Below are 22,589 nucleotides of genomic sequence, written 5' to 3'. Positions count from 1 at the left end.
GAACGAAAAGAGGGCAATGATTAGGGCAGCACAATTAACCCAATTGGGAGGCATTCCACTGGGACGTGAGCTTCGAGCTCTAGCGGCACGGACAATCCGCGAGGTAGAGGAAGTTGCAGGGCGTCTCTTAACAACACTGGGTGCCGAAGATCCGTTGCGTCCTCTTTTGGATGACCTCAATCGGCTTCCACCCCCTACCCGACTTTGGCGTGGCAGGATAGTTTTACTCTCAGCAGCAGTCGATTCGATAACCGACCGAAGTACCGATCTGGAAAGATTGGCGACCGGTGCGCGTAGACTCGTTATTATGAGCGATCCTCATGAAGCGAATGCTGCTTACCGGCTTGCTGCTGCCGCTAGTACGGCTCAACCTCGGTGGACAGCAGGGCCCTTACGAGCCCTATCGACAACCACGACGGGCGATGGACATGCGTCCATTTCAAGCGGTTATCGTGTCTCTCCCGGGGGAGCCGAATAAATTAGAGCCGATTGATAAGGCTCAAGAGCTCCTCAGGCAGTGAGGCAGAGAAACCCAATTCATTTCCCGTCTCCGGATGACGAAACTTGAGGGAGGCGGCATGCAAAAAAGGTCGAGTCAGGCCCTCGAGTCTCTTCGCCCCGTAATGTGTATCCCCCACAATCGGATGACCTGACTCGGAGAGGTGAACGCGAATCTGATGCGTCCGGCCTGTCTTCGGATAGACTTCCAATAACGACAAGGGGGGCAAAAATTCCCGAATGACCTTGTAATGTGTCACCGCCTCCCTTTTAAAACGGGACTTCGATGAAAATTTTCGACGATGAATTTGATCGCGACCGATTGCGAAATCGATCATCCCCTCTTTTTTTTTGAAATGACCAGAGACGAGGGCGAGATACGTTTTCTGAACCTCACGCTTTTTGAACTGGTTCATGAGATTCTTAAGCGCCGAGTCGGTCTTGGCGACAACCATGACGCCAGAGGTCCCTTTGTCGAGACGATGAACGATACCGGGTCTTAAATCTCCCCCTTCCCCCTCTTTGTCAAAGAGGGGGACTGAGGGGGGGATTTTCAAATGCCACATCAACGCATTCACGAGCGTCCCCGAATAATTCCCGGCCGCCGGATGGACCACCATGCCAGCCGGCTTGTTCACGACGAGGATCAGATCGTCTTCATAAAGGATATCGAGCGGGATCTCCTCGGGACCACTTTTGGGACGCGGTGGAGAACGCCTCTTGAACTCGATCTTTTCTCCACCTTTTAAGAGATAACTTGGCTTCCGGACGATCCCATCGACAGTGATCGCCCCCTCATCGATCCTATTTTTGAGTTCGGTTCGGCTGAGTTGGGGATGGTTCTTTGTGAGATAAATATCAAGACGGGTACGTTGCATTCAGATCCCCCGTCTTTACTCTTCCAATTCCAAATTCCAGTAGCTGAAATCGACCAGGTTTTTGAAGAAAGGTTTCCATTCTTTGTAGGAATGGGCCCGTCCGGAAAAATCAACAAACGGCGTCCATCGAGGTCTGATCGGATGGCGGATCAACGCAAGACCCGCCTCTGAAGGGAGACGCCCCCCCTTTTTTCGATTACATTCGATGCAGCTTGTGACCACATTTTCCCATGTCGTCTTCCCCCCACGAGACCGCGGAATCACATGGTCGAGATTCAACTCGTTCCGGGAAAAATCCTCACCGCAAAACTGGCACCGATTTCCATCACGAAGATAGATGTTGTTTCGCGAAAAACGAACATGACGACGCGGCATCCGGTCATAAGCGGTCAGGAGAATCACGCGCGGGATCCGGATAATATGGTTTACGAGACCGATCGTTTCATGATGCGAGTTGACGGAGAGCTCGGTCCAGCTCTTGAAATCAAACGTCTCAAAGAGTTCGTGGTCGACCGCCTTGGCAAGCCCCTGATAAAAGAGGACAAAGGCACGCCGCACCGAGGTGATATTGATGGGAACAAAAGAGCGGTTGAGGACTAATACGTTTGAGGAAAGCATTATTAATATCCATTATTTACTTAATTTGATGCCGAGTCAAGGTCTCCCACCCATCCCCTTTCGCATCACGAGCGCATCTTCATTATTATCCTTATAATACGCCTTCCGAACGGAGCTGGTTTTGAATCCATATTTTTCATAGAGGGCGATCGCGCCTTTATTAGAGACCCGAACATCGAGGTAAATTTCCTCGACATGATTCCCTTCACCATAAGAGACCATCGTCCTCATGAGAGATTCGCCGATACCGTGACGACGATACTCCGGGTGGACAGCGATATTGACGAGATGGATCTCAGGCCCCACATGCCAGAAGTCAATATAGCCAACCACCCTCCCCTGTTTTTTGGCAATCAAGAGATGCGCGATATCCAGGTAAAGCTCCATCTGAAAGAGTTTCAGCGTATAGGGATTCGGAAATGAAACCCTCTCGATCGACAAGATCTCTTCCAAATCCTCTACTTTTGCCAAAGAAATATCGAGATCCGGATCCATTAGTGCTTTGAGAGAAAAGTTCGATCAGGGAACCTGGCTGATTTTCCGAGTTCCTCTTCGATCCTCAAGAGTTGATTGTATTTGGCCAATCGCTCCGAACGGGCGAGACTCCCTGTCTTGATTTGACCCGCCTCAACCCCGACAGCCAAATCAGCAATGAAGGAATCCTCCGTCTCCCCGGATCGATGGGAAATGAGACACCGATAACCATGACTCTTCGCCAATCGAATTGTTTCGAGCGTTTCGGAAAGGGTTCCGATCTGATTGACCTTGATCAGGATCGCATTCCCCGCCTTGAGTTCGATCCCCTTACGGAGCCGGTCAGGATTTGTCACGAAGAGATCATCTCCAACCAACTGAAGAACACCACCCATCTGCCGGGTCATTGAAACCCATCCGGACCAATCCTCCTCCGCAAGACCATCCTCGATCGAAATAAGTTCAAAATCATTTTTGAGACGCCGGTAGTAATCTGACAGTTCTGCCGCTGTCCTTTTCACCCCCTCCTCGGTCCTCAATCGATACTCCCCATTCATAAAAAACTCGCTGGCCGCCACGTCCAATCCCAGAAAGACCTCTTTCCCAGCTCGATACCCCGCCTTCTTGATCGCTTCACACAAAAGCTCCAATACCTGCCGATTGGAATCGACCCGTGGCGCAAATCCCCCTTCATCCCCGACCGCCGTCGAAAGATTTTTTGACGAAAGGAGTTTTTTCAAATTCTGAAAAACCTCAACACCGATTTGAAGCGAGTGTGAGAACCGCTCTCCGATCGGAACAATCATAAACTCCTGGATATCAATATTATTGTCCGCATGCCGTCCCCCGTTAATCACATTCATGAAAGGGACAGGGAGCAGAGTTCCGGATTCCTGCGCCAAATCAGACAGGAGACGATAGAGGGGGATTTTTTTGGCGAGCGCGGTCGCCCTCGCATAGGCGAGCGAGACCGCCAGCATCGCATTCGCCCCGAGATGAGATTTTTCCTTCGTTCCGTCAATCTCAAGCAGCAGACGATCCAAGTCACCCTGTCGGCCGATCTCAAAACCCTTTAACTTTTCCGAAATCAGGGAATGGATATTCTGAATAGCCCTCCGGACACCTTTTCCAAGATACCGCTTTGAGTCACCATCCCTTAATTCGATCGCCTCAAAACTTCCGGTCGAGGCCCCTGAAGGGACCGCGGCACGCCCGATCATCTGGTTATCCAAAACAACATCTGCCTCTACGGTCGGCCACCCTCGGGAATCGATGATTTCACGCGCGTTAATCGCCAGAATTTTAGAAGTCATTTTGAATTTCTTTGCAGAAAAGCTTACTTATTGTCAATAAATGTAACATCTGATACGTTTTTGCCGACTGACATGACAACCAGAACTCCCAGAGAAAAGATCATTCTCAAGACGGCTCTCTTAGGCGAATCCGTGATCGACTGGCCTCAATTCTACTGTTCGACAAGAGAGGATGTGGTGCAAATTCTAAAGATCAATGAGTTTCATCTCAGCAATCCCAGAGACCATACAGCCCTCATGAGTCTCCAGAGTGAAGCGATCGGTTATATCCAGAATCAGCTTCGTCTCACACTGCCTGTTTCCCTTCTAAAACCGACATCGATCGAAGATATTTTTTTTGCCGCTTCCGATCTCAAGGATCCAAAAACCCAGAAGCTGGCCTGTGCCTTATTGAAGGTCATGAATGTCATCCATCTTCTGAACGGACGGGAACTCCTTTACAATCTTTCGATCAGCAATCGGAATCTTTTTAGTCTTGTCGAAGACAAAATGGAACGTGAGCTCTCTTCCCTGACCCGGATAGGGATAAAATACCAGGGAGGACGCAAACAAAAGGAGAGTCTCATTACCCGCATCATCTCCAAAAAAGGGACATTGGGGGTCCCCACTCATGATCGATTACGATTTCAGATCGTGACTCCGAAAAAAGAGAATCTCCTCGAGGTCATTCTTCATCTTTTCCAGACAGTTTTGCCCGTTAATTACGTAATTCCCAATCTCTCTGTAAATCGGCTGATCAATCTTCGTGACACTCTCCCCTGGAAACATCGTGCCTCCTATGCGTTTTCCAAAAAACTCAAGTCCATCAACAATCATCTGATCACCTCCCTTCCTTACGCGATACCTGATAAAGAGCATTCAGGGAAAAAATATGACCTGATTAAATTCGTGGTCGCGGTGCCTGTCCGGCTGGATCATTACGTCAGCAACTCCCAGCACCCGCTGGAGTCACTGGGCTGCATTACCCATGTACCCGTTGAAATTAGAATGATGGACCAGGAGACTGAACGCCTCAATAATCTTGGAGAAAACGTCTACTCTCTCTATAAGGAAAGACAACGAATCGGTGTCACCAAAAGAGTGATCCAAGGAGCTTGATGTGTCTGTCTTTTTTGTCATCGGATTTGGTCTTGCTTTTGGTTTTTTTCTGATCTTCCTCATCGCCCTTTCTGATCGGAAAAGAAAAATTCAGAAACTTCCCGAATCTTTTCAAAGTCCGATTCAGTTTTATCGTTCTTGCCTCGATCTGATCGATGCGATGAAACTCGAACTGATCGAAAAAGAAGAAAAAGGAAATCAGATCGATATCATGGCGCAAAACCCCGCTCCGATTACCGGTGGCCTGCTGCTGATTCGCGGACTCTTTCTTTCCCCATCGAGTGTTGTCGAGATCTCGCAAATCCTCGAATTTTCAAGCATGGTCCTTCAGGAACGCGTGACAAAAGGGATCTTCATCACTACAGGAGAATTTAGTCCGGAACTAAAGACAGTCATCGAGTTGGCACCGATAGAATTTATTGACGGGAAAAAATTCCTCGCCCTCCGCGAGAAATATTACCTTTAACTAAATCATTCTTTTGTAGATCTCGTCCTTTTTTCCTTCTTTGATGAGGCGATCATTCCGGACGATCTCGCGAAAAGCGGTATAGGTACAAGCGATCACCGCTACCATCATGATCAAGATAGCGATGTTGTCAGGTTGGGTGATAATTTTCAGAAAATTTTCCATTGATATTTCACCTAAACTCAATAGTTTACTGATGTCAATATGATCCAATATTTGATCCAACTGGACCCTATCTGGATATCGCTAGCACCCTTGATTGCAGTCAATATCCTTTTCCTCACGACGCTTGCTACCTTCAGATTCGTTCGCAACAAAAGGCCACGGCATGAGGATGTCGATCGGAAGGAGTATTCCAGATTCCTCTCAAAATTCCTCGTGGAGTATTGGTATTGGCTTCTGGGGCCGGTCGAAAGGTCTTTGGTTCGTCTCGGTATCAGCCCTGATGCCTTGACACTTCTTGGGCTCGTTGTCTCAGCCATCTCAGGTTACTTCTTTCACTTGGGGATGGTCGGTGCTGGTGGCTGGCTCATGATTTTTGGGGCGACGTTCGACCTGCTGGATGGACGCGTTGCCCGATTGACGAACCGGGAGACACGTTCGGGCGCCTTTTTTGATTCGGTAATTGATCGATTTGCTGAGGCGGTGGTGTTCCTTGGACTTGCGAGCTGGTACCGGGACAGTTGGGTCCTCTATTTCGTCGTCTCAGCATTAATTGGTTCCCTGATGGTTTCTTATACACGGGCTCGTGGAGAAGGGGTCGGTGTGAAAGTAACAAAAGGGATCATGCAAAGACCGGAACGTATCGTCTATCTCGGCGTTGGATCGATCTTCAGCCCGATCTTCGCTTACCTCGTTTCTTTTATCTGGGGAGTGCCGCATGACTTCCTGACAATGCTAGCACTCATCATTATCGCAATCTTTACGATCATCGGCGCCATCTATCGGATCCAGTATGTACTGATCCAACTCGATCCAGCACCTCAATCCAAACGGCTTTTTCGACGGTTTGTACAGAGATGGTTGATGTAAAAATCCCCCCTCAAATTAAAGCCACTGAATTCCTCAACCCCCCTTTTTCAAAGTGGGGTAAAAGGGGTAAAAAATGAGCAATCCAAATTTATTGACGCCCCACTTTAGCAAAGGGGGGCAATTGAAACTTGGGCAAACCACGGCGGGGGGATTTTTATTGCCTATACGCCGGCAAATCGAGAGAAGCCGGCAACTTCACATCAAACCCCTGATCCGGTACCGGCATCGGCCGGCTTCCCGCATACACGGCATGGCGACCATTCTTTTTGTACCAATCGCCAACATCGGCATTCTTGAACATATTTTCAATGATCTGCCTCCAACCAACTCCGGTATTGTAGGCACAGAAAGAGATCTCCCCTAATTGGGTGCCGTACGGGATAATACACATTTCTGTCCGGCGAAAATCATAATTGAAGAGATCCTGGAACCACATCCCGGCGACAAACATGAAGTGCCAACGATCCTTCTGGCGCTCGCGGCCAACCCCGTAATTTCCCTTGCCACCGCGCAACCCGCCACCGGTCCCTTTATCAAATTTTAAAAGAAAATCCTTGAGGGTAAGCTCCCTCGGAGCCTTTGAGGCGTTGTAGTTTCTCAAGAGAGAACAGGCGACCTCTGCCTTTGTGAGCCAAGCAGGTTGGCAGGCATCCGTGATTTCCTGAATGTCACTTAAAAGCTGCTCGATATTCAGAAACTCGGACATTGGCAACCACTCCTTGGAACGCTTATCGACAAAGAGCGCCATGCCAGTCCCACAATTAGGATGACATCCACATTTCAAGGTCCCCCAATCTTGATTGGGTCCCTTGAGATAATCGGCCAGATCGGAAAAGGGGCCAATCGCCGAAAGGGGGAACCAGTCCCGCAGGGGTTCCGAAATCCCAGTCTGTTTTTTCAGGTCATGGGCGAGATGAGAGAGGGTGTAACGTTGCTTTTTTCGATCCTCGTCAGAAACATCTTCGTCGCGTCCCGTGAATGAAACCGGCTGGAATGAGACAAAGGTGATCTTGTCCGAGTTTTGAATCGCAAAATCAACAATCGCTCCTACCTGGTCATCGTTTATGGTGTTCACAAGAGTCACGACGAGCACCACATCGATTCCGGCGTCATGCAGATTGGTAATGGCCCGAAGTTTTACGTCAAACAGATTACTGATTTTTCGATGCTCATTCTTCTCATTCCCGACACCATCGAACTGGAAATAGGCAATCCGAAGCCCGGCATCGTACGCCGCTTTTGCAAATTCAGGATCCTGAGCAAAACGGATCCCGTTTGTCGCCGCCTGCACACTGAAGTAACCAACCTCTTTGGCATACCGGATGGCATCGAGAAAATAGGGGGAGATCGTCGGCTCACCGCCGGAAAACTGAACTGACATCTGACGGCGTGGCTTAATCTTCAAGGAATTGTCGAGAATCTCTTTGACCTCATCCCAGGAAAGCTCATGGACATAACCGACCTGATTGGCATCCATGAAACAAGGATCGCACATCATGTTGCACCGGTTCGTCAGGTCGACAGTCAGAACCGAACCACGACCGTACTGAATCGAAGAGGTGCCGTGATTTCTCAGTTCCGTCAGCGGGGATTTAAAGTCTCTTCCGGGATAGAGCTTCTCAATTCTCTTCAAAAATTTCGGATCGATCGCCATCACATCCTCAAAATGGCCATGCTTCGGACATTCCTTGACCATCAAGATCTTGCCGTCTCGCTCGACGATCTCCGCCTTGATCTCGCCCGGCTTCTCTTGAATAAGCTGTGTGTAGTCTTTAACCCCGGAAACAATCTCTTCCCGAACCTCTTTAACGCAACGAGGGCAAAGAGAATCGGTGGTGCGTGGCCAGCCGAGCTGAGGAAACGTCCTCTCCTTCTTTTTGAGAAGAGGCGCCGGTGCCCATTTGGGTTGAAAGGCCTTTCCCTGATGAATCTTGTTGATCAAACGAAGAAGCGGCCAGAGGCTCTTGGCAAGGCCAACGACAATTTTATCAAGAAGCTTGAACCCCCCTTGGGCCAACTTCGTTGAGGAAAGTCCGGGACGATCCCCCTTCGGAGAGTAAAACTCGGTCTTGTTGGGTTGATGACTCCATTGTTCCTCTTGCATCTCTTTGAGTTCATCGTGGGCAATTGCCATTTTCAACTCCTCTTTGTTTAGATTGTTTTAAACGTTCTAAATATTTGATATTACTATAGAATTTCATTTTTCAGATAAACCTTATCTCTCGCTCAAAGTCAATAATTTTTACAGATCGGTTGACGAAAAACTCCATTTCGTCTAACGAATCATTCCCGTGAATAACGTCGTCGAACTCAAGAAAAATAAAAAATTCACCCTGAAAGAGGCTGAGGCGGTCCTACCCATTATCAGAAAAATTACGAGGGAAACGATTCGGCAGGTTCAGGATTTTGAATGGCGAACCAACTTTGGCAATTTTGCAAAAGATCAGCAACATCTCAGCCAGGAGGAGTCCCAACTCCAGATGATTATTGAACGCTGGACTGACAAGGTCTCAAAGCTTGGCGCCGAGCCGAAGGGCTTCTGGCTTGTCGATTTCGATTCTGGTGAGGGTTATTTTTGCTGGAAGTATCCTGAAGAACAGCTCAACTACTTTCACGAGTATAAAGGCGGATTCACAGGACGCACACCGATTGTCTAACAGCCCCCCACGATTGCTTTAAGATCAAATAAAGAAGCAAGAACCCAATCAGCAGCCTTGAGGTCTTCAGATTTATAGGAATTCGTTACCGCAACCGATTTCATCCCTGCCTTCTTCGCCGCCTCGATCCCCCACGGTGAATCTTCGATCACCAAGCATTCCTCAGGAAGCAGCATCTCGGATTCCGGGATATAATCACGATTGAGAAGTTTCAAGGCGGTCAGGAAACCCTCTGGATCCGGCTTTCCATGATTAACTTCCTCGGCGCTCACAATGACTTGAAAAAAGGACCCCAGTTTTTCTTTGGATAAAATCGCAACAATCTCACTCCTGAGCGCCCCAGAAACAATCGCGAGGTAATAACGCCCCCCCAAGGCTGTAAGCAACTCACGCACCTGTGGAAGCAAAAGAGACCCTGATTCGATCTTCTGAAGAATTTTTCGATTCTTTCTTTGAATCAGCTCCTTCAATTTTGGAGCAGAAAGAGGCTGCCCTGCCTTTTGATAAACTGCCCGAAAACAGCCGCGATCATCAAGCCCCAAAAATTCAGAATAATATTCCTCTTTTGTTAAAAGAATCCCCTCTTCTTTCAGGAGATCGTGAAACGCCCCGAAGTGAAGTGGTTCGGTATCGGCAAGAACTCCATCAAAATCAAAAAGGAGGGCTCGAAACATCATTCAAATCGGATTTCGAGGATCTCGAATTCCTTAGTCCCCTTCGGTGTCGAAACCTTGACCGTATCCCCTTTTTCTTTTCCAATAAGAGATTTCGCAATTGGTGACTCAATCGATATCTTTCCTCCCCGCACGTCGGATTCATCAGCCCCCACAATCTGATACTGGATCTCCTCTCCATTGTTGATATCAGAGATTTTTACCGTCGCCCCGAAAACGACCTTTTGATGATTCATCTTTGAAGGATCGATTATATGGGCCTGTGCCAGTTTGTTTTCGATTTCAGCAATCCGTGACGCGATGAAGCCCTGCTTCTCCTTGGCCGCGTGGTACTCGGCATTCTCAGAAAGATCGCCGAGCGATCTTGCATGTTCAATGTCAGCGACATTCTTCGGCCGATCCACCGCCTTCAGTTTTTTAAGCTCCTCATGAAGCCGCCGATGTCCCTCCGGAGTCATTGGAATCTGTCTTCTAGTTATCATCTCTTGATCCAGGCTGTTTCGGGAATACTCTGCTTAAAATTTACCCACCGTGCCAGGACAAATAACAAATCTGAAAGGCGATTCAAGTAAACAAGAATCGAGTTTTCAATAACCTCATTCTCACTCAAAAAAACAACCTCTCTCTCCGCTCGTCGACAAACGGTCCTTGCCAAATGAAGGGAAACAGCCAGATCAGATCCGCCAGGCAAGATAAAGTTTTTTAGCGGTGGCAAGTCCTCATCGTAATGATCAATCGTCTCCTCCAAAAAATGAATATCCGAATCCCCAAGCCCAGAAACTCCCCGCCCTGATAACTTTTCCCCTCCCGGTGTTGCGAGCTCTGCCCCGAGGGTAAAAAGGTCATTTTGAATACGATCCAAAAGTCGATCAACAGACGCCTCGGGATTCTTTGAACGAATCTGACCCAAGTGAGCATTCAGCTCATCGACGGTCCCATAGGCAATAATTCGAGGATGCGACTTTTTGACACGCCCCCCTCCGAAGAGGCCGGTCTCCCCCTGATCACCTGTCTTTGTATAAATTTTCATCTGTCAAATTTTTAACAGCTTTCGGGTTAAAAATAACCCGTCCTTTCTCACAAAATCAGAAGAGGAATAATCCGTAACTCCCTAAATTCCGATAACAATTCTTTTTAACAGACGCAAGCCTCTTAAAGGGAATAGATCTTGCATCCTACTTCCCCTCATGTAAAAGGTTTTCATCAAAATAGGGGGAAAACTATGAATACAAGATTCGCATTTAAATTCATTGCACTGACTATTGTGACAGGATTGCTTGCCAGTTGTTTTGGTGGAGGGGACGAAAATCAGGGGACCCGTGGATCCGGAGGCGAAGATGACGGCCGATTCGAAAGTGGTGAGTGCGAAGGGTTCTGCGGGACGGAAAAAACCGACGTCACGGTGGACCTTGCCGGGGCCCAGGCCCTCTTTACCGTCCAATCAGATAACTCATCTTCTGGAACATCTAAGAGTGAATCGGGACATTTGATCGCCTTGAAAGATGCGAGCAACGTCACGATCAATACAAGTTCACCCCTTTTTGCCGTCACAAATGACGGAATTAAGGGGATTTTGAGCGCCCTTGACCCCGAAGGTGGGGATGCCATCTCAGGTTTGCCTCGACTCTCTTTTGTTGCCGTCAGTCCCATAGGGGACGTCTTTCTAGCCTTTGAACACTCGTGGATCTATCGTGACAGTTATGATGATGGACAAGGGGTCATCACGATCGATGAATATTCCGATCCCTGGTCCCCCTCGTCTCCGTTTACCTGCCAGCTTTATTTAGTTGACCAAAACATTACTGAAGCCTCGGGAACTAGTGGTCTGATCTGCGTTAAGAACGGAATCGAGATCAATACCTACGATCAGCGAACGAAGAAGATCATGTTTGACGACGCCGGAAATGTCTATTTCACTGCCCATGTCCCTGGAAACTGGAAAGACCTCCTCTGGAAATATTCACCCTCTTCAGGTGAAACCTCTGAAGTCATCAACGCCAACATTTCATTCCGGAGGGTCCTTGTTACCGGATCAGGCGGCGTTCTCTACACAGGAAACACCTCCGTCGGAAGGGAAGACCATGGAGGTGAGAGCTTCTTCCGCTATATCAAACCAACGGGAGAACTCGTCCAGATCACAAGCGGTTGGTGGGATTTTGTCTTTGCCCCGATCGAGTCGAAGCTCGAAAACGGAACAGTCTCAAATAACTATTACAAAGGTCAGATCCTGTTTTTTGGTCCGGACCCTCAGGTCGCCACAAAGCCGGAGTGGGATGATTCTTGCCTCTTCCGGTTTGATCCATCGGCAACCGGTTCGGCCCGCTCAACAAAGATCGCCGACTGTAATATCGACATCTGGAATTACATCAATTTTGACAGCACCGGCGCCGTGAATACGATGGCGACCCAAAGAAGCCGCTGTCTTGAGACCAAATCAATGATGGGGGGTGGCAATCAGCCAGAGAAGATCCTTTTGGCCGACAAATTGGATGGAGATGGCCTGAATGAGATCTACGTCGTTGGTGACATCTTCGAGAAGTCGGCAAACGAATGGAAATGCGACCTCTGCACAAATGGAACCGTTTCATCCTATTGTGTCGTAAGCGGAACGTTACATTTCGAGGCAACTACCGCTTCGGCCTGTACGACAGCAGGTGGGACATTCACGACGAGTAGCGGATGCTTCAACGGTCAGGTGGACAAGACAGCGACCGGAAGTGTCTGTTCCTCCACCTTGCCGACCAATTGGGAGATGAACCATCAATGGTGTGAGTTTTCCGGAAATGCCGGTCGGGATACGCGCGCGTCCATGGCCCGTGTCGATGAAAACTACGATGGCGCCAACAGCAACCGGATCGTCCGACTCTCCGCAAATAATGAAATGGTGACGAACGGCTGGGCCATCGGAAACCGACTCGCTTATATTGCCTTCAACTCCACGAGCGGCGAATATGAGCTCCACGAGGTTGGAAAAACAACGACGCTTTTGACAGGGATCGAGGTCTATGAGTTGATGCAGGACCCGCGAGATTCGACAAAGTGGTTTTTCAACGGCCTGCGATTTTCCGATAACAGTTACGTCCTTGGAACCTTCAACCCAGACGCCTCAAGTCCTAGCTCGACACTGTCTGTAGAATCGGGGTTGACGGGACAGATTGATACACTGGTCATTGTGCCGGATTTATAATGAATTTGACCACCCTCTCCGCCGATCTCACCGCTCCCTCTATCGTCGCCGGGAGACCGGTATCGGTCCAGTCTCCCGCGAGATAAACATTTTTAAAGGGTGTTTTTTGCGAGGGGCGCAACGCCTCAATCCCGACGACAGGTGAGAGCGTTGCCTCGGGTTCCTTCATCACATGACTGTGAATCAGCTTTGCCTCTTTAAATTTTGGAAAAATCGATTCCAATTCACTTAACGCCAAAGAAACAAGTTCTGAAGCCGGTGTTTGAAGTTCGGCCCTCGCCCCGCTGATCACAAGTGAATAGTAAGAATTCTTTTCACTGTCTTTTAAGAGACGCCCCTTATTAAAGAGCCAATGAATCCGGGTTTCCCAAAAAGCGATAAAATCCTTCTCCACAAAATCCCGATCAAACCACAAATTGATCGCGACAATCGGCGACGATTTCATCAAACGCAGGGAATGAAAAAAAGGATCCTGGTAAATCATCCATTCCGGCAAAATTTTCCTCAAAGACCCGAAAGGTATCGCCAAAATCAGAATTTCCGGGGCGATTCTCCTCCCATCAAGAAGTTCGATCTCCCGAAGTTCATGCCCAGAAAAATGAAGCTTCACAACGCGAGTCTTTAGGAAAACCGATCCCCCATGCTCTTCAATAAAGGCACGGGCCGGATCCGCATAGAGCTCGGAGAGACCGACCCTCGAAAAACCGAGGCAGGCATTTTGAGCGCTTGAAAAAAGTGCCTCCCGAAGCACCGATTGAAAAACAGCTGCCGAAGAGATCTCCGGATCATCATTCAATGCTGCGAGGGCAATAAGATTCCAGAATCTCTCACACGCAACACGACTCTGTCCCAACTTCTGAAGCCACTGGGGAATTGTTAGCCGATCAAGCTGATCACGATGATCTTCTATCCCCCGCTTCAAGGCAAGAAATTGTCTCTTCTCCCGCCACGACAATCCGGAAAAGGAAAAAAGCCCCCCCAAGAGATGCCAAGGATTCGGAAGGGACCAGGAACGAAAATGGGAAAACTTTCCCCCCGGCGCCCCAAATTCAACAGCGAGTCGCCTCTGGAAAACAATATCCTCCCGCCGACCAATACGCTCTAGAAAACGAAGCGTCGCCTGATAACATCCCATGAAAAGATGCTGTCCATTATCGAGGAGTGAACCGGTCGCCGGATCGCGGAAGGAATAGGCACGCCCCCCCAAATGTCCTCGCTGTTCCAGAAGATGAACCTTATGACCCAAGGCCGCAAGCTCAACACCCGCCGAGAGCCCCGCAAAACCTCCGCCCAGGATGACCACATCTTTCTTGCTCATTTTGTTCTTAAATGAATCCAACTCGAGAGCAAAATCCGCCCTTTTTGGATCGGACCCAGACCGACACGTCGTCGAAGAGAGGGGAATTTTTCCCTCTCCATTTTTTTGAGAATCCCTTCGTAAAAACGTCGCATCACCTCGGCCGTCACGAAACGATTCCGCTCTGACGGTGACAATCTCTTTTTTGCCTGATCGAAGTAGCCCCAGGCCCGAGAGGCCTGAAATTTCATGAGCTCAAAAAAAGCCTTGTTTTCGATTTTTTTCTCAAGATCCTCAACACGGCAGGAAAAAGAGGCGACCTCTTCAAGTGGAAGGTAGAGACGCCCGCGATCGAGGTCCCCTCCAATATCTCTCAGAATATTGGTTAACTGAAAGGCGGTCCCCAACGACAAGGCATAGGCGCGATGGTTTTCAGAAGAGCCACCAAAAATCTGATTGCATAAAAGACCGACCGTTCCGGCAACGTGATAACAATACTTCTCTAATTCCTCAAAGGTCTTGTAGCGTGTCTTCACAAGATCCATCTCAACACCGATCAAAAGATCCTCAAAAATCGACTGGGAGATTTCAAACTGCCGAATCACCTCGGAAATCTCAGGAAGAAGCGGATGGGAATCAAACAGACGGCCATTGTAACAGCTTTTCAGGCGTTGTCTCCAGAGCTGAATTTCTTTCCTCGCATTTTCCCGATTTGTCGCCTCGTCCACCGAATCATCGACGAATCGACTAAACGCATAAATGGCGCAGATCGCCTCCCTCTTCTCCGCAGGAAGAAAAAAGAAGGCGGGATAAAAATTGGATCGACTCTTCTTGGCAACGGACTCACTAAAAGGGTATCTCATCTCGATATCCTCCCGAGGCGGTTTTGGGCAAAGAGACGAAGAAAATCGATCTTGTTCAAGGTTGGCCTCAAGCGGAAGATATCGTAATCGGCTAATTCAATCCTCTCGAGAATCTTGAGCGGCCCTGTCCACATCAGCTCGACCTGCCATCGGAGGCGACGGGAGAGAAAATTAAAAAGAGGCTGCCCGGCATAAAAAAGGTCTCGTGTCCTCCCGATCTCAAATCGGAGGAGATCGCGAAACGAGTCGTTGACCCTTCTCTCTTGCAGATCATCATACGAATATCCAAAACGTCTTAAATCTTCATGCGGCAGATAAACACGGTCCTTCTCGAGGTCGATACCGATATCCTGCCAATGATTCACAAGCTGAATGCCGGTACAAATCCGGTCTGAGAGTTCGAGAAGCCTTGGATCCTCATGTCCATACAAAATCAGAACCGCACGACCGATTGGGTTTGCAGAATACTGACAATACTGCTCAAGCTCACTGTAATCCTTATATCGAGATTTAGTGAGATCCATTCGAAAGGCGGTCAGAAGATCGGCCAAGAGTTGAGGAGGCAGAGAGGTTTCTCTGAAGGTAATGGCAAGCGCCTCGAAAAGCGGATGATCCGCCTCCCCTCTGCTCGCTTTTTTCAAACGCTCGGACCATTCTTCCAGACGACTCATCCTCTCTTCAGCAAATTGAGGCTCGTCGGCGAAGTCGTCCGCTGTTCTGGCGAATGCATAAAGTGCATAAATATATTTTCGGACCGATTTTGGAACAAACCAGCCAACCGGGAAATTCTCGTCATGACGAGCTATGTTTTCACAATATTGAAATGGATTCATAGGTCCTGATCGGAGAATTGAGTCACCTTCCAAACACCTTCCTGCAGTCTTATTCGGAGACGACTCTGTTTTTTGATCGGTTGAAAATCAGATGGGGAAATGGTCACGAGGAAAAGATAAACCGCCTCATCGCCATTGACCTGCCCTTCTATTTTTTTGAATGAAACCTCCGGCCGGCGCGTCGTCTCATCAATCGTCTGTCCCTCCCGCAACTGAACACTCGACTGAATTTTCTCGAGGGCCAGCCCGCTCGCTAGTTGTTCCGCCCTTTGGAGATCGGCAGAGACGTAATACGCCTCCATAAAATCATAGGCAACTCTTTCAGAGGGAACTAGGGAAGAGCAATTTAAAACCAAAAGGATGTTGAGAAATAGTAGATGGGTTTTTATCAACATCTTGGTTATTCGAGAATAGCTTTGCGAAGGAGATTCGTATTCACATCCCGACCTTGATAAAAATCATCGAAAATATGACTGGCGGCATTATAAAATGCGGAAAGCAACTGAAGCTGTAACTCCATGAATTGGGCGTCCTCGACCTCTTCCCCTTTTAACCCCTTTGACCCCTGTTCCAGTTCTGCAAGGCATCGGTGAATCACACGTGTCGAGTCTTCGATCCCGCGCCGCACACGATCGAAAAAATCCTTAAGCAGTTTTCGTGGATAATCCCTCTGGGCCTCATAATAATCCCGACGATCCCCCTTGACCCAAACCTTGCGGACGAGGCCAGCCTCTTCGAGCATCCGCACATTGACGCTGACACCCCCCTTCGAAACCTTCAGTTGCTCGGAGATCTGGTCCAGTGAAAGCGGATTTCGCGAGAGAAAGAGGAGGGAATAAATCTGCCCCCCTACCTTGGAGACCATCCCAAGCATATTTGCCGAAATTTTTCCGGCACTTTCGATCAGGCGGTCGCGAACCTCATCCAGTTTTGAAGAGGTTTTTTCAGACTTCTTGTCAGGAATAAGTTGTAACGCCATGGGGAGATGGTTTATCAGGGGCCAAGAAGAACTGTCAATGATCCCTTACAAAGACCTCAACCAGACACACCACGTTCCTTGGATGACTATCTTATTGATTTCAATCAATATTTTTGTCTTTGGACTCCAACTCCTTCTTCCTCTCGAAGCCTCCAAAGAGTTGCTCTACCGCTACGCGATCATCCCTTATGAGTTTAAAGTTGGTCCTCCTCCCGTAATCACCCTTTTTACCTCGATGTTTTTACACGGTGGTTTTTTCCATATCGGCAGCAATCTCCTCTACCTCTGGATTTTTGGAGACAATATTGAAGATCGCCTCGGTCCTTTCCGTTTTCTTTTTTTCTACCTCCTTTGTGGCCTCATCGCCGCCTTTGCCCAGATTTATTCTGATTTTGATTCCAGGCTCCCGGCCCTTGGGGCCTCCGGGGCGATTGCGGGCGTTCTCGGCGCCTACCTCTTCCTCTTTCCTCGGGCAAAAGTCATGATCCTTGTGCCGATCTTTTACTTTTTCCGAACCATCATCCTCCCCGCCTGGCTCGTCCTTGGGGGTTGGGTGCTGCTCCAGTTGATTCAGGTTTATGGACCGACCCGAGCCTCCACGGGGATCGCGCTTTATGCACACCTCGGAGGTTTCGTTGCCGGGCTCCTCCTCCTTCCTGCCTTCAAAAAAAGGAGCCGGCGATGAGCGACCCAAAATTCCAGACATGGCTCACAGACCACCTGTTCACCCCTTCTGAGTTTGAAGATTTTCTGCTCTGCCCGTTTCGATTCTATGTTGAATCCTATCTGGGTCTTGAACCGATACCTCCCCAAGAACCAGAACTGACCCCCTTGGAGATTGGAACCCTTATCCACCGCATTCTCCAGTTTTTTTTTGAAAAGCATGCGAAGGAAATCGGGATATCTTCAAAAGACAAATTGCAAGCGTCCCTCCGGAAAATCACAGTGCAGACATTGGAATCTTATCAGAAGAATCGGCCTCACCTGATCCCTGCCCTGCTCTCCTTTCAAAAAGAAAGGATCGAAAAAACCCTGACACAGGTCCTGGAAAAAGAAATTTCAATGGAACAAACAAAGAGCTCCTTAAAACCAACCACCTTCGAGTGGTCGTTTGGAAAAAAGGGGCCGTTGGAATTACCGGATGGCAAAGGGGGGGGAATTCGGATCAAGGGGAGAATCGACAGGATCGATGTCGATCATGAATCAAAACGTTTTCTCATCATTGATTATAAAACAGGCTCTCAAAAGATTACCGGAAACCAGTTGCGGCGAGGAGAGGCATTTCAACTTCCTCTGTATCTTCTCGCTGTCCAAAAACTCCTCCTCCCGGAGTACGAACCAATCGGCGGGCTCTACTACCATCTCTCGGATCTCTCAATGGATGCCGGCATGATCCGTTCGTCTCTGCTCCCCGACGGATTCAAGATCCACCCCTCCTCAAGCAGTTTTTTTTCCGAGATCGAATGGAAAGAGCTTTTCGAGACCACAACGAAGCACCTTCAATCAATCGTACAGGAAATTCGTGAGGAAAAATTTCCGTCTCGCGAGGAACCCTGCGAACCGTGGTGCCCGTGGAAGGATTTATGTAAAATTCGTTCGTTTGAAATTAGCGAGTGAAAGGATCCTTGATTAAAATGTACTGATCCCTCGAAGGGCCTATCGAAATCAAGCTGAGAGGAACCCCCGATTCCTTTTCGATCCGTTCCAGATAGGTACGAGCCGCCTTCGGAAGATCGGATAATCTCTTTACCCCCTCCAGATTTTCCTCCCACCCCTTCATCTCGTCATAAACTGGTTCACACTCCTGCAAGATTTCAACCGATGACGGCATTTCCCTGAAGAACTCTCCACGATACTTATAGGCGACACAAACCTTCAGGGTCTTGAGCCCCGACAGGACATCAAGCTTGGTCACAACAAGCCCGGTTAATCCGTTGGCACGAACGGCATGCCGTAAAACAACGAGATCCAACCAACCGCACCGACGCGGACGACCGGTCGTCGCTCCGAATTCTCCCCCTTTTTCCTGAAGCCTCTTCCCCACCTCATCCTGAAGCTCAGTAGGAAAAGGCCCCCCGCCAACCCTTGTCGTATAGGCCTTGCAGACACCAATCACCTCATCGATCGATTTTGGACCGATGCCGGAACCGACACAGGCATTCGCTGCGACCGTATTGGAGGAGGTCACAAACGGATAGGTGCCGCTATCAACATCGAGTGAAGTCCCCTGCGCCCCCTCAAAGAGGATATTCTTTTTTTGGCGAATCTCCTGATCCAACAAGATCGAGGTATTCGTCACATATTTTTTAAGCTCCTTGCCATCCTGCAAATAGCTTTCGAAAACCTCCTGAAAAGACTGTGGACGACCTCCCAGTATTTTTTCGATATAGAGGTTCTTCTCCGGCAACACCTCTTCCAGACGTTTTTTCAACCTCTCCGGAGAAACAAGCTCCTGCATCCGAATCCCCATCCTTGCCACCTTGTCTTCATAGGCAGGACCGATCCCACGACCCGTTGTCCCGATCTTCGATTTTCCGCGTCGTTCCTCACGCAGGAGATCGATCTCCCGATGATACGGAAAGATCACATGGGCATTTTCACTGATAAAAAGCTGGTCCTCTTTCTTAAGATAGCCGCGGGACTTGAGATCCCGAATCTCTTGAAGACAAACCTGGGGATCAATCACGACTCCATTGCCAATGATACAGGTAACCTGCGGATGAAGCACCCCCGAAGGAATCAGATGAAGAATGGTTTTCTGACCGGCGACCACAAGGGTATGGCCGGCGTTATTCCCCCCTTGAAATCGGACAACGAGATCCGCCTTCTCGGTAAAGAAGTCAACGATCTTCCCCTTCCCCTCGTCTCCCCATTGAGTCCCTACAATAACAACGTTGGACATGGTTAGAGGACAACCTTTTTCACAGAAATAATATTCGGCAACTTTCGGATCTCATCCAGAACCTGTTCGGAGACATCCCCATGGACATTATAAAGGGCGATCGCCTCAGCGGTCCCCTTTTCCATCCCGAGCTGCATCCGATCGATATTGATATTCCGTTTTCCCAAAAGGGTTCCGATATTTCCGATAACACCGGGACGATCATAGTTATGGATCACAAGAATCGTCCCCTCAGGAACCGCCTCGAGATAAAAATCATCGATCTGCACGATACGGGGGTTCATCTTCCCAAAAATGGTTCCGGAGATGGAGCGGATTGTCTCCCCATTTTTTAGCGTCAGGGTAACCAAGCTTGCGAAATCCCCCTGCTCACTGACACGAGACTCCACCACCTTAAGCCCCCTATCCCTGGCAATCATCGGGGCATTCACAAAATTGACGGTAACATCATTGACCATCCTCGACATCAGTCCTTTGAGCGCCGACTGGGTGACTGCGGTCACATTATATTGCGAAATATCTCCGCGATACTCGATATGGATCTCTCGAGGTAGTTTTTCCAAAAGCTGCCCCTCCAAGGAACCAAGCTTTTCTGCGAGTCGGATGTAAGGACCGAGAATCTTCATCACCTCTCCGGAGATAGAGGGAAAATTCACAGCGTTTCTGACAGTCCCCGTGGCAAAAAAATCGACCATCATCTCGGCCACCTCAATAGCGACATTCTCCTGGGCCTCATCGGTCGCCGCCCCGAGATGAGGGGTCACGACGACTTGATCCATCTTGAGAAAAGGATGGTCCGGCGGAGGGGGCTCTTTTTCGAAGACATCGAACGCAGCACCTTGAACGATCCCTTCCTCAATAGCGACTTTTAGATCCGCCTCATTCACGATCCCTCCTCGAGCACAATTAATCAGATAGACACCACGCTTCATCTGGGAAAACGCCTTGCGATCGACGAGATTCCGGGTCTTCTCATTTAAAGGAACATGAAGGGTAATGTAGTCCGATCTTTTGAAAAGGTCGTTTAACTCAACCAATTCAATCCCCATCTTCTCCGCCATCTCCCGCGAAAGAAAAGGATCGTAACCGATGACCTTCATCTTAAGCCCCAAAGCCCTGTCGGCAACGATACGACCGATATTCCCGACCCCCACGACACCGAGCGTCTTGTTACAGAGTTCGCTTCCGATAAACTTACTCCCCTTTTCCCATCGACCACTCTTGAGCGAGGCGTTTGCCTGCGGGATCCGTCGTGAGACCGCGAAAATCATCGCGATCGCATGTTCCGCCGTCGTGACCGCATTCCCGGACGGTGTATTCATCACCACGATCCCTTTTTTAGTCGCCGCCTCGACATCGACATTATCAACACCGATACCGGCTCGGCCGATCGCCTGAAGATTGGAAATCTCTATCAGATCCCCGGTCACTTTTGTGCCACTCCGAATAATAAGCCCCTGGTAGAGGGGAAGAATTTTTCTGAGCTCTTCGACTGAAAGCCCAGGCTTGTAATCAATCTGCAGATGAGTCGCCTTGTTTAAGATCGCCAATCCTTTTTCCGAAAGCTTGTCGCTGATTAATATTTTAACCACTGTCGCTCCTCTTTGGAGGGGAGTTACGTAGTGCCTGCATCGCCGCTGCAACCCCACTCCCCATCGGAAATTTGTAACCAAGATCGGTAAGCGTCCACTCTAGAGCCGCCAGTACCGATACGACATCCAGCTCATCGTAGTAACCGAGATGCGCAATCCGGAAAATCTTCCCCTTGGCGTCATCCTGACCACCGGCTATCGTCAGATTATATTTTTCCTGGAGATGTTTGACAATTTTCTGGGCATCCATACCGTCCGGAGAACAAACCGCCGTCAAGGAATTGGCCGGAGATTCGGCATAGAGTTTGAGTCCCAACCCCTTCATCCCCTCACGCGTAGCACGCGCCATCCGCTCATGCCTGCCGAACAACTCTTCAAGCCCTTCCTTCTTGAGTTCCCTGAGTGCCTCTGCCAGACCGACAATGAGGCTGATCGCCGGTGTATAGGCGGTCTGATTCTTCTGGAGATTTTTCTGTTCTTTTTTGAAATCAAAATAAAAACGAGGCAGGGTCGACTTTTCAACAAACCCCCACCCCTTTTCGGAAAGCGCCACAAAGGCGAGGCCGGGAGGAAGTCCCAACCCTTTTTGAGAACCAGCCAACAAGACATCGATCCCCCACGAATCCATCGGAAGATTGATCGCCCCCAAGGCAGAAATCGCATCGACAGCCAAAAGACAATTCGGATATTTCCTGACAATTTCGGCAATCTCCCGAATCGGGTGATAGACCCCGGTCGAGCTCTCGGAGGCCTGGACCAGAACCCCGCGAACATTCCCGCTTTTGAGCCTTTTTTCGATCTCCTGTGGAACGACCGCCTTCCCCCACTCTACCTTTATAATGTCGGTCTCGAGGCCGTAAGCCTGTCCAATCTTCCACCACCTCTCACCAAATTTCCCACCATCAACAACAATCAGACGATCTCCTTTTGAAAAGAGATTTGTGATTGTCCCTTCCATCGCCCCTGTCCCGGAGGAGGCGAGCAATAAAACATCCTGTTTTGTCTGAAAAAGCCATCGAAGTCCGTCTCTTACCTCCTGGATAATCCCCTCAAACACCTTTGTCCGATGGTGGATCATCGGATGGGCCATCGCGAGGGAGGCCTGTTCAGAAACAGGCGTGGGACCAGGTGTAAATAGACGATATTTTTTCATGGTTAATCGAAAACGACGGCAATGTAAGCGTATCGACCGAAATCCGTCAAGGAGAAGAAAACAAGAAACATTATT

The 22,589-nt window shown here is 49.1% G+C and carries 25 protein-coding genes; 8 read left to right on the top strand and 17 right to left on the bottom strand.

Annotated features, from left to right (window positions below; translation table 11 throughout):
* The first annotated feature begins 16 nt into the window (after positions 1-16).
* Positions 17-478 carry a hypothetical protein gene (locus HYT76_05280; protein MBI2082962.1) on the top strand — a complete coding sequence of 154 codons (462 nt, stop codon included), beginning with the start codon at positions 17-19 and terminating at the stop codon, positions 476-478.
* 1 nt (position 479) lies between these two features.
* On the opposite strand, the gene HYT76_05275 is transcribed toward HYT76_05280, so the two are convergent.
* From HYT76_05275 to eno, 4 genes are read right to left on the bottom strand one after another with little or no spacing between them, the layout of a single operon-like run.
* Positions 480-1,376, bottom strand: coding sequence for an RluA family pseudouridine synthase (locus HYT76_05275; protein MBI2082961.1), 897 nt, complete (start codon positions 1,374-1,376; stop codon positions 480-482).
* Positions 1,377-1,391: 15 nt separating this feature from the next.
* Positions 1,392-1,994, bottom strand: a complete 603-nt coding sequence (locus tag HYT76_05270; protein ID MBI2082960.1) for an HNH endonuclease — start codon at positions 1,992-1,994, stop codon at positions 1,392-1,394.
* Between the two features lie 36 nt (positions 1,995-2,030).
* A complete protein-coding gene (rimI, locus tag HYT76_05265) occupies positions 2,031-2,465 on the bottom strand; it encodes a ribosomal protein S18-alanine N-acetyltransferase (protein MBI2082959.1) in 435 nt (144 codons plus the stop codon).
* A gap of 23 nt (positions 2,466-2,488) precedes the next feature.
* The gene (gene eno / locus HYT76_05260) at positions 2,489-3,781 is read right to left on the bottom strand and encodes a phosphopyruvate hydratase (protein ID MBI2082958.1); all 1,293 of its coding nucleotides are present in this window, start codon (positions 3,779-3,781) and stop codon (positions 2,489-2,491) included.
* 72 nt (positions 3,782-3,853) lie between these two features.
* Between eno and HYT76_05255 the strand changes: the two genes are divergently transcribed.
* A complete protein-coding gene (locus tag HYT76_05255; GenBank protein MBI2082957.1) occupies positions 3,854-4,879 on the top strand; it encodes a TIGR04552 family protein in 1,026 nt (341 codons plus the stop codon).
* 1 nt (position 4,880) lies between these two features.
* On the top strand, positions 4,881-5,345 hold the full coding sequence (locus tag HYT76_05250) for a restriction endonuclease (protein ID MBI2082956.1): 465 nt from the start codon (positions 4,881-4,883) through the stop codon (positions 5,343-5,345).
* Here the strand turns inward: HYT76_05250 and HYT76_05245 are convergent, their stop codons facing one another.
* Positions 5,346-5,510, bottom strand: a complete 165-nt coding sequence (locus HYT76_05245) for a hypothetical protein (protein ID MBI2082955.1) — start codon at positions 5,508-5,510, stop codon at positions 5,346-5,348.
* A 39-nt stretch (positions 5,511-5,549) separates the two neighbouring features.
* Between HYT76_05245 and HYT76_05240 the strand changes: the two genes are divergently transcribed.
* Positions 5,550-6,377, top strand: coding sequence for a CDP-alcohol phosphatidyltransferase family protein (locus HYT76_05240; protein MBI2082954.1), 828 nt, complete (start codon positions 5,550-5,552; stop codon positions 6,375-6,377).
* A gap of 154 nt (positions 6,378-6,531) precedes the next feature.
* On the opposite strand, the gene HYT76_05235 is transcribed toward HYT76_05240, so the two are convergent.
* Positions 6,532-8,481, bottom strand: coding sequence for a radical SAM protein (locus tag HYT76_05235; protein MBI2082953.1), 1,950 nt, complete (start codon positions 8,479-8,481; stop codon positions 6,532-6,534).
* Positions 8,482-8,668: 187 nt separating this feature from the next.
* Here HYT76_05235 and HYT76_05230 point away from each other — a divergent pair, with 187 nt between their 5' ends.
* Positions 8,669-9,034, top strand: coding sequence for a DUF2203 domain-containing protein (locus HYT76_05230; GenBank protein ID MBI2082952.1), 366 nt, complete (start codon positions 8,669-8,671; stop codon positions 9,032-9,034).
* Here the strand turns inward: HYT76_05230 and HYT76_05225 are convergent.
* Genes HYT76_05225 through HYT76_05215 form a run of 3 tightly spaced genes read right to left on the bottom strand, consistent with a single transcriptional unit; the run spans position 9,031 to position 10,738 of the window.
* Positions 9,031-9,708, bottom strand: coding sequence for an HAD family phosphatase (locus HYT76_05225; GenBank protein MBI2082951.1), 678 nt, complete (start codon positions 9,706-9,708; stop codon positions 9,031-9,033). The genes HYT76_05230 and HYT76_05225 overlap by 4 nt on opposite strands.
* Positions 9,708-10,190 carry a transcription elongation factor GreA gene (greA, locus tag HYT76_05220; protein ID MBI2082950.1) on the bottom strand — a complete coding sequence of 161 codons (483 nt, stop codon included), beginning with the start codon at positions 10,188-10,190 and terminating at the stop codon, positions 9,708-9,710. The genes HYT76_05225 and greA overlap by 1 nt, the downstream gene beginning before the upstream one ends.
* Positions 10,187-10,738 (bottom strand): cob(I)yrinic acid a,c-diamide adenosyltransferase, encoded by a 552-nt coding sequence (locus HYT76_05215; protein ID MBI2082949.1) that lies wholly within the window; start codon positions 10,736-10,738, stop codon positions 10,187-10,189. The genes greA and HYT76_05215 overlap by 4 nt, the downstream gene beginning before the upstream one ends.
* 192 nt (positions 10,739-10,930) lie before the next feature.
* Here HYT76_05215 and HYT76_05210 point away from each other — a divergent pair, with 192 nt between their 5' ends.
* Positions 10,931-12,895, top strand: a complete 1,965-nt coding sequence (locus tag HYT76_05210) for a hypothetical protein (protein MBI2082948.1) — start codon at positions 10,931-10,933, stop codon at positions 12,893-12,895.
* Here HYT76_05210 and HYT76_05205 read toward each other — a convergent pair.
* Genes HYT76_05205 through HYT76_05185 form a run of 5 tightly spaced genes read right to left on the bottom strand, consistent with a single transcriptional unit; the run spans position 12,876 to position 16,867 of the window.
* Complete coding sequence (locus HYT76_05205) at positions 12,876-14,213, bottom strand: FAD-dependent oxidoreductase (protein MBI2082947.1); 1,338 nt, start codon at positions 14,211-14,213, stop codon at positions 12,876-12,878. The two genes, HYT76_05210 and HYT76_05205, sit on opposite strands and share 20 nt — an antisense overlap.
* Positions 14,210-15,055: a squalene/phytoene synthase family protein gene (locus HYT76_05200; protein ID MBI2082946.1), complete on the bottom strand. Its 846-nt coding sequence runs from the start codon at positions 15,053-15,055 to the stop codon at positions 14,210-14,212. The genes HYT76_05205 and HYT76_05200 overlap by 4 nt, the downstream gene beginning before the upstream one ends.
* On the bottom strand, positions 15,052-15,888 hold the full coding sequence (gene hpnC, locus HYT76_05195) for a squalene synthase HpnC (protein MBI2082945.1): 837 nt from the start codon (positions 15,886-15,888) through the stop codon (positions 15,052-15,054). Before hpnC ends, HYT76_05200 begins: the two co-directional genes overlap by 4 nt.
* Positions 15,885-16,244, bottom strand: a complete 360-nt coding sequence (locus tag HYT76_05190; protein MBI2082944.1) for a hypothetical protein — start codon at positions 16,242-16,244, stop codon at positions 15,885-15,887. The genes hpnC and HYT76_05190 overlap by 4 nt, the downstream gene beginning before the upstream one ends.
* A 44-nt stretch (positions 16,245-16,288) precedes the next feature.
* A complete protein-coding gene (locus HYT76_05185) occupies positions 16,289-16,867 on the bottom strand; it encodes a MarR family transcriptional regulator (GenBank protein ID MBI2082943.1) in 579 nt (192 codons plus the stop codon).
* Positions 16,868-16,904: 37 nt separating this feature from the next.
* On the opposite strand from HYT76_05185, the gene HYT76_05180 reads away from it, so the two are divergent.
* A complete protein-coding gene (locus HYT76_05180; GenBank protein ID MBI2082942.1) occupies positions 16,905-17,552 on the top strand; it encodes a rhomboid family intramembrane serine protease in 648 nt (215 codons plus the stop codon).
* Positions 17,549-18,484, top strand: a complete 936-nt coding sequence (locus HYT76_05175) for a PD-(D/E)XK nuclease family protein (GenBank protein MBI2082941.1) — start codon at positions 17,549-17,551, stop codon at positions 18,482-18,484. The genes HYT76_05180 and HYT76_05175 overlap by 4 nt, the downstream gene beginning before the upstream one ends.
* On the opposite strand, the gene HYT76_05170 is transcribed toward HYT76_05175, so the two are convergent.
* Genes HYT76_05170 through HYT76_05160 form a run of 3 tightly spaced genes read right to left on the bottom strand, consistent with a single transcriptional unit; the run spans position 18,474 to position 22,514 of the window.
* Positions 18,474-19,769, bottom strand: a complete 1,296-nt coding sequence (locus HYT76_05170) for an adenylosuccinate synthase (protein ID MBI2082940.1) — start codon at positions 19,767-19,769, stop codon at positions 18,474-18,476. The genes HYT76_05175 and HYT76_05170 overlap by 11 nt on opposite strands.
* Positions 19,770-19,771: 2 nt before the next feature.
* Entirely contained in the window at positions 19,772-21,361 is a 1,590-nt protein-coding gene (locus HYT76_05165; GenBank protein ID MBI2082939.1) for a phosphoglycerate dehydrogenase, read from the bottom strand.
* The gene (locus tag HYT76_05160; GenBank protein ID MBI2082938.1) at positions 21,354-22,514 is read right to left on the bottom strand and encodes an alanine--glyoxylate aminotransferase family protein; all 1,161 of its coding nucleotides are present in this window, start codon (positions 22,512-22,514) and stop codon (positions 21,354-21,356) included. The genes HYT76_05165 and HYT76_05160 overlap by 8 nt, the downstream gene beginning before the upstream one ends.
* Positions 22,515-22,589 lie beyond the last annotated feature (75 nt).

The organism is Deltaproteobacteria bacterium (genome assembly GCA_016180845.1).
Classification (GTDB): domain Bacteria; phylum UBA10199; class UBA10199; order JACPAL01; family JACPAL01; genus JACPAK01.
This window is presented reverse-complemented; position numbering and strand designations above follow the sequence as displayed.